6 protein-coding genes are annotated in these 6,963 nt (G+C 62.6%); 4 read left to right on the forward strand and 2 right to left on the reverse strand.

Features of this window, described 5'->3' with window-relative positions; all coding sequences use genetic code 11:
* Positions 1–106 precede the first annotated feature (106 nt).
* Positions 107–1,132 carry an aspartate carbamoyltransferase catalytic subunit gene (locus AC57B1_RS08110; protein WP_012431924.1) on the forward strand — a complete coding sequence of 342 codons (1,026 nt, stop codon included), beginning with the start codon at positions 107–109 and terminating at the stop codon, positions 1,130–1,132.
* 142 nt (positions 1,133–1,274) lie between these two features.
* Here the strand turns inward: AC57B1_RS08110 and AC57B1_RS08115 are convergent, their stop codons facing one another.
* Positions 1,275–2,408, reverse strand: a complete 1,134-nt coding sequence (locus AC57B1_RS08115) for an RNA-guided endonuclease InsQ/TnpB family protein (RefSeq protein WP_496417185.1) — start codon at positions 2,406–2,408, stop codon at positions 1,275–1,277.
* 114 nt (positions 2,409–2,522) lie between these two features.
* Here AC57B1_RS08115 and AC57B1_RS08120 point away from each other — a divergent pair, with 114 nt between their 5' ends.
* Together AC57B1_RS08120 and AC57B1_RS08125 are read left to right on the forward strand one after the other, a co-directional pair.
* Positions 2,523–3,803: a dihydroorotase gene (locus AC57B1_RS08120; protein WP_408480573.1), complete on the forward strand. Its 1,281-nt coding sequence runs from the start codon at positions 2,523–2,525 to the stop codon at positions 3,801–3,803.
* Positions 3,804–3,864: 61 nt separating this feature from the next.
* A complete protein-coding gene (locus AC57B1_RS08125; RefSeq protein ID WP_408480572.1) occupies positions 3,865–4,725 on the forward strand; it encodes a lysophospholipid acyltransferase family protein in 861 nt (286 codons plus the stop codon).
* Positions 4,726–4,853: 128 nt separating this feature from the next.
* Here AC57B1_RS08125 and AC57B1_RS08130 read toward each other — a convergent pair whose 3' ends face one another.
* Positions 4,854–5,732, reverse strand: a complete 879-nt coding sequence (locus AC57B1_RS08130) for a symmetrical bis(5'-nucleosyl)-tetraphosphatase (RefSeq protein WP_408480570.1) — start codon at positions 5,730–5,732, stop codon at positions 4,854–4,856.
* A 204-nt stretch (positions 5,733–5,936) separates the two neighbouring features.
* On the opposite strand from AC57B1_RS08130, the gene AC57B1_RS08135 reads away from it, so the two are divergent.
* A complete protein-coding gene (locus AC57B1_RS08135) occupies positions 5,937–6,848 on the forward strand; it encodes an NAD-dependent epimerase/dehydratase family protein (RefSeq protein WP_496417186.1) in 912 nt (303 codons plus the stop codon).
* Positions 6,849–6,963 lie beyond the last annotated feature (115 nt).

Here is a 6,963-nt window from a genome sequence, read left to right on the forward strand (position 1 = left end):
AGCCGGTCGTCGCAGCCTCGCGCGCGAAGACCGGTTCGGGATCGTCACACGCAGTCAGCATCGACACCGATCACGTTGAAGCCCGTATTTGAGAAGCAGGTAAATCATGAACACCGCCACCCAGGCTCCCAAGGATTCCGCCGATAGCGCCACCGAGCGCTTCCGTTATGGCTTCCTGAAGGGCAACCCGCAGCTCACGAAAAACGGCGAGCTCAAACATCTGTTGTCGATCGAGGGCTTGCCGAAGGCGATCGTCAATCACATTCTCGACACCGCCGACCAATTCGTCAGCGTGACCGATCGCGAAGTGAAGAAGGTGCCGCTATTGCGCGGCAAGTCGGTGTTCAACCTGTTCTTCGAGAACTCGACGCGCACCCGCACCACCTTCGAGATCGCCGCGACGCGTTTGTCCGCCGACGTGCTGAATCTGAACATCAACGCGTCGTCGACCAGCAAGGGCGAGTCGCTGCTCGACACGATCAACAACCTCTCGGCAATGCACGCCGACATGTTTGTCGTGCGCCACGCGTCGAGCGGCGCGCCGTATCTGATCGCCCAGCATTGCGCGCCGCACGTGCACGTGATCAATGCCGGCGACGGCCGTCATGCGCACCCCACGCAGGGGCTGCTCGACATGTACACGATCCGCCACTACAAGAAGGATTTCACGAAGCTGCGCGTGGCGATCGTCGGCGACATTCTGCACTCGCGGGTCGCGCGTTCAGACATTCACGCGCTGACCACGCTCGGCGTGCCGGAAGTGCGCGCAATCGGTCCGCGCACGCTGCTGCCGGGCGGCCTCGAACAGATGGGCGTGCGCGTGTTTCACAACCTCGACGAAGGCCTGAAGGACGTCGACGTGATCATCATGCTGCGTCTGCAGAACGAGCGCATGAGCGGCGCATTGCTGCCGTCGGCGCAGGAATATTTCAAGAGCTGGGGCTTGACGCCCGAGCGTCTCGCGCTCGCCGCGCCCGACGCGATCGTGATGCATCCGGGCCCGATGAATCGCGGCGTCGAAATCGATTCGCAAGTGGCCGACGGCCCGCAATCGGTGATTCTGAACCAGGTGACCTTCGGCATTGCGGTGCGCATGGCGGTGATGGGGATCGTCGCGGGCAATCACGATTGATCTCGCCGCGGCAAACAAGCCGTTCGCGGCAAGCACTCGACAAATCAGGCACAACTTGGCTGAACATAAGGCAGCGCTTGACTGCTCCCCTCTCTAAACAGGGAGGGGATTCCCACTTCACAGACGGCAACCCAACTTCATCTCACAGAGACATGGGACTTACGCCTTCTCCATGGGCTGACACCGCCAGTCCGGCGGCCAAAACATTGCGCGCAGCGTTGATGTCGCGATCATGGATGCTGCTGCATTCCGGGCAGGTCCACGCGCGGACATTCAACGGCATTTTGAGCACTACATGTCCGCAATCACTGCATCGTTTGCTTGACGGGTACCACCTGTCGATGCCGATCAACGTGCGTCCGTACCATTGTGCTTTGTATTCTAGTTGCCGGGTGAACTCAGACCAGCTAGCGTCACTGATCGACTTTGCAAGGCAACGATTCTTCTTCATGTTGCTGACGGCAAGGCTTTCGACGGCGATCACTTGGTTTTCGTTTATCAGCCGGCTCGAAAGTTTGTGCAGGAAGTCTCTTCGGGAATCTGCTGTCCTCGCACGGATTCGTGCAACTTTAAGCTTCGCCTTCATGCGATTGGCGGAGCCCGTTTGCTTCTTCGCTAGACTCCGTTGCAGCTTGGCGAGCTTGGCCTCGTTCTTCCGGAACGTGTTAGGGACCGCGATCTTCTCGCCGGTAGAAAGGATTGCGAAGTGCGTGAGACCAAAGTCGATGCCAACTTTGCCGGATACCTCTGGCTTCGCGGTTACTGCGTCATCGCACAGCATCGAGACATGGTATCTGCCTGATTGGTCTCTCGAAACCGTGACGGTCGTCACCTTTGCACCTTTCGGGATAGTACGTGACCATCGAATTGCAAGCGGCGCATCCATCTTTGCGAGGTTCAATGACTCACCATCCCACTTGAAAGCGCTCGTCGTGTACTCGGCAGATTGCGCACCGTCCTTGCGCTTGAAATTCGGATACTTCGCGCGTTTGGCGAAGAAGTTCGTAAATGCCGTTTGCAAGTGGCGCAAGGCCTGTTGCACCGGGACCGAACTGACTTCACTCAGCCATGCGTGCTCAGGTGTTTTTTTGAGCGCCGTTAGCACTGCGGAAGTTTCGTGATAACCGACTCGTTCCTGACGCTGATACCACGCATCCGTACGCAACCGAAGCATGTGGTTGTAGGCAAAACGCGCGCACCCAAACGTCTTGGCAAGAATCACTTTCTGCTCGGGTGTCGGGTAGAACCGGAATCGGTACGCACGCTTAATGTTCATGCTTCACACAGTATCATATGTTTGTGTGAGATAAATAATCGGGATACGCAGGCTTGCGGCTGCGTTTCTCTCACTCCTTGCCCGTGAGGGGCAGGGTTTCCCGGAGCAAATTTGATGACGATTCATATTCAAGGCGGCACGCTGATCGATCCGGCAGCGGGCACCGAACAGCAGCAGGACATTTTTATCGCAGCGGGCAAGATCGTCGCCATCGGCAACGCGCCCGCGGACTTCAACGCGGCGAAGACGATCGACGCCCACGGCCTCTGTGTCGTGCCGGGTCTGGTCGATCTGTCCGCGCGTTTGCGCGAACCAGGCTACGAACACAAGGCGACGCTCGAATCCGAAATGGCCGCGGCGCTCGCCGGCGGCGTGACGAGCCTCGTCTGTCCGCCAGACACCGATCCGACGCTCGATGAACCGGGCCTCGTCGAGATGCTCAAGTTCCGGGCGCGCAATCTGAACCAGGCGCACGTCTATCCGCTCGGCGCGCTCACGGTCGGCCTGAAGGGCCAGGTGATCACCGAGATGGTCGAGCTGACGGAGGCGGGCTGCATCGGCTTTTCGCAGGCCGACGTGCCAGTGGTCGATACGCAGGTACTGATGCGCGCGCTGCAATACGCGAAGACCTACGGCTACACCGTGTGGCTGCGTCCGGTGGACGCGTATCTCGGCAAGGGTGGCGTGGCCGCGAGCGGCGCGCTGGCGTCGCGATTGGGGCTGTCGGGCGTGCCGGTGTCGGCGGAAACCATCGCTCTGCACACCATCTTCGAGCTGGTGCGTGTGACGGGCGCGCGGGTGCATCTGTCGCACGTCTCGTCGGCGGCGGGCATTGCGCTGATGCGTGCCGCGAAGGCGGAGGGCTTGCCGGTCTCGTGCGATGTCACCGTGAATCACGTGCATCTGATCGATCTCGATATCGGTTACTTCGACGCGCAGTTCCGGCTCGATCCGCCGCTGCGCCAACAGCGCGATCGCGAAGCGATCCGCGCGGGTCTGGTCGACGGCACGATCGACGCGATCTGCTCCGACCACACGCCGGTCGACGACGACGAAAAGCTGCTGCCGTTCGCCGAAGCGACGCCCGGGGCGACCGGCCTGGAGCTGTTCCTGTCGCTGACGGTGAAGTGGGCCGACGAAGCGGGCGTGCCGCTCGCCAAAGCGCTGAACCGCATCACCACGGCGCCGGCCGACGTGCTCAAGCTGGAAGCGGCGGGGCGTATCGCCGTGGGCGGCGCGGCCGATCTCTGCGTGTTCGATCGCAACGCGCATTGGCGCGTCGAGCCGCGTGCGTTGAAGAGCCAGGGGCACAACACGCCGTTCCTCGGCTACGAGTTGCCGGCGCGCGTGCGTGCGACCATCGTGTCCGGTCACGTCGCATTCGAACAGCGCTAATGTCCGCAGCATCGGGCCGTTCAGCGGCCCCCTCATTGGCACGTTAAGGAACGCCCCGACCATGAAGCTCGCGTTACGCAAGGCCCGCCTCGTCGCTCATCTGCTGCACGGCATGTGGATCGTGGCGACGCGCTTTCCCAAAGCCGGCGCCGACGCGCGGCACGCGCTCAATCGCAAATGGTCGCTGAAGATGTTGCGCCTGTGCGGCATGCGGCTCGTGGTGCATAACGACAGCGAGCGGCTCGACCGCGGCGCGTTGGTGGTCGCCAACCACATTTCGTGGATCGACATTTACGTGATCAACGCGTGGCGTCCCACGCCGTTTGTCTCGAAGGCCGAAATCCGGCAATGGCCGGTGGTCGGCTGGCTCGCGCAGCAGCTGGACACGGTGTTCATTCAGCGCGAGAAGCGTAGCGACGCGAAGCGGATCATGCACGAACTGTCCGACCGTCTCGGTGCAGGCGAATTGATGTGCGTGTTTCCCGAGGGCACCACGTCCAATGGACTCGCGGTGCTGCCGTTTCACGCGAACATGTTTCAGGCTGCCGTGTCGGCGTCCGTGCCGGTGCAGCCGCTGTGCATCATGTATGAGGACGCGCAGGGCCGGCAGTCCACCGCGCCGGCCTATATCGACGATCTGTCGCTCGCCGATTCGTTGAATCTGCTGCTGCGTGGCGGACCATTGACCGCGCATGTCTACGTGGGCGCGCCGCTCGCGCCGGGGGCGGACCGTCGCACGCTGGCGGCGGAGGCGGAAGGCGTGATCGCGCAGGCGTTGCGGCAGATGCAAAGCGGCGCCGCGCTGAGCGGTGCGGTGATCGTGGAGCGGGCCGCCACACCCGCCTCCACGGGAACGCCGATCGAAGTGGCCGACCAGGCGAATCAGGTTACTGAGGTCGATCAATCAGGGCGTTCGGCCTAACGGCGTTGGGCCGGGTCGCTGCGCTTATGTCGCGCCCTTGGTTGGCGCGCTCAATTGCCCCTCCTGGTTGTCTTCCTCACTTGTCCGCGCGTAATTGTGGCGCTTAGTGACCGCGCTTCGTGACTGCCTTAGTTGCCGCCACCCGGCGCACGACAATTACCGCAATCGACCTGCGTCAGCGTGCGTTCCGCGGGATTCCGCGCGAGTCGCACGGCAGACAGTTTTTCACCCCACACGCAGCCTGAGTCGAGTCCGATCAGGTTGTCGCGCAAGGTCAAGCCGAGCGCGGCCCAATGACCGAACACGACCGTCACGTCGGCAGTCTCGCGCGACGGCACATCGAACCACGGCATGCAACCGGGCGGCGCCGCGTTCAGGCCGCCGCTGCTGCTGAAATCCATCGTGCCTTCGGCGTTGCAGAAGCGCAGTCGCGTCAACGCGCTGCACGTCAGGCGCAGCCGCTCGATACCCTTCAGTCCCGGCTTCCACCGGTTCGGCTCATTGCCGTACAAGCCGGCGAGCGTCTCCTTCCAGTTCGGCGCGCGCAGGGCGCGCTGCAATTCGTCGGCGAGTTCGAGCGTCATGGTCGCATCCCACTGCGGCAGAACGCCGGCATGGACCATCAGCATGCCGTTGTCGAAGTGGGCGAGCGGACGGTGCCGGACCCATTCGAGCAGGTCGGCGGCATCCGGCGCGGCGAGAATCTCGTCGATCGTGTCGCCTTTCTTCGACTTGCGAATCCCCGCTGACACCGACAGCAGGTGCAGATCGTGATTGCCCAGCACCGGCACCGCGCGCTCGCCCAGCGCGATCACGTCGCGCAGCGTGGCGAGCGATTCTGCGCCGCGGTTGATCAGGTCGCCCGCGAACCACAGCGGCGTGCCGGCCGGCGGCGCGGCCTTGGCGAGCAGTTGTTGGAACGGCGTGCGGCAACCTTGCAGATCCCCGAACGCGAGCGGGACCGGGTGCTGGGCGGAGGAAGCGGAAGACGGAGTGGCGGGTGTCATCGAGGAAGTAAGTGCGGTTTGATACATGCTGTTACGCACGAGGCGTGCCGCGTTGGGCAGTGCAGCATGCTAGCGTGACATAATAGCCCGTTTGAAGTGCCCGTATCGCGTCAGGCGGCGCAAGACGCCGCCGGCAAGCGCCCCGGCGAGCGGCGCGCGCGATATTGCAGCACAACACGATGACCCTCGTGAACGGAGAACAGCATGTCGTCTTTTCATGCGCAGCAACCCATCCGTACGCTCGTAACCGGCGCGAGCGGCTTCACTGGCCGCTATCTGGTCGATAACCTGCTCGGCCGAGGCCACACTGTGATCGAAACGGTCGCCGGGCGCAACGAGCCCGAAACGCCCACTCGCGTGAGGCTCGACATCACGTCGCCGGACGCCTGCCAGCGCGCGATCGAAATCGCGCGCCCCGACTACATCGTCCATCTGGCTGCAATCAGCTTCGTGGGCCATAACGATCCGCTCGACTTTTACCGCGTCAACGTGCTCGGCACGTTGAATCTGCTGGAGGCTTGCGCCGCCGTGGGTCACACGCCGCGCAAGCTGTTGATTGCGAGCAGCGCGAACGTCTACGGCAATGTGACGAGCGACGCGATCGACGAGAGTTTTCCGGTCACGCCGGTCAATCACTACGCCGCCAGCAAGGCGGCGATGGAAACTATGGTGCGGACCTGGTTCGACCGGCTGCCGATCCTGATCGTGCGGCCGTTCAACTACACCGGCCGCGGCCAGGCATCGAACTTCCTCGTGCCGAAGATCGTCGAGCACTTTGCGCGCCGTGAACCGGCGATTGAACTCGGCAATATCGATGTTGCGCGCGATTTCTCCGACGTGCGCTACGTGGCGAGCGCCTATGAAGCGCTGCTCGACTCCGAAGCCGCCGCCGAGACAGTCAATGTCTGTACCGGCACTCCCTTCACATTGCGCGAAATCCTCTCAGCGGCAAGCGACCTGACCGGGCACGAGCTCGAGATCCAGATCAACCCCGCCTTCGTGCGGCAAACCGATGTGAAGATGCTGGCCGGATCGCCCGCCAGGTTGCGCACGCTCGTGCCGAAAGTCGAGGCGATTCCGTTCATGGATACGCTGCGCTGGATGCTTGCGGCCTAGAGCGTGTTAGGCACTTTGCGGGAGACCTAGTATCCTGGCGGGATGAAAAGAGCAGATCGCAAAGGGTATCCGACCGATGTGTCCGACGAAGAATGGAGCTTCGCAGCACCCTATC

It is taken from the genome of Paraburkholderia sp. BGA-UO-ETr-F21 (genome assembly GCF_059567925.1).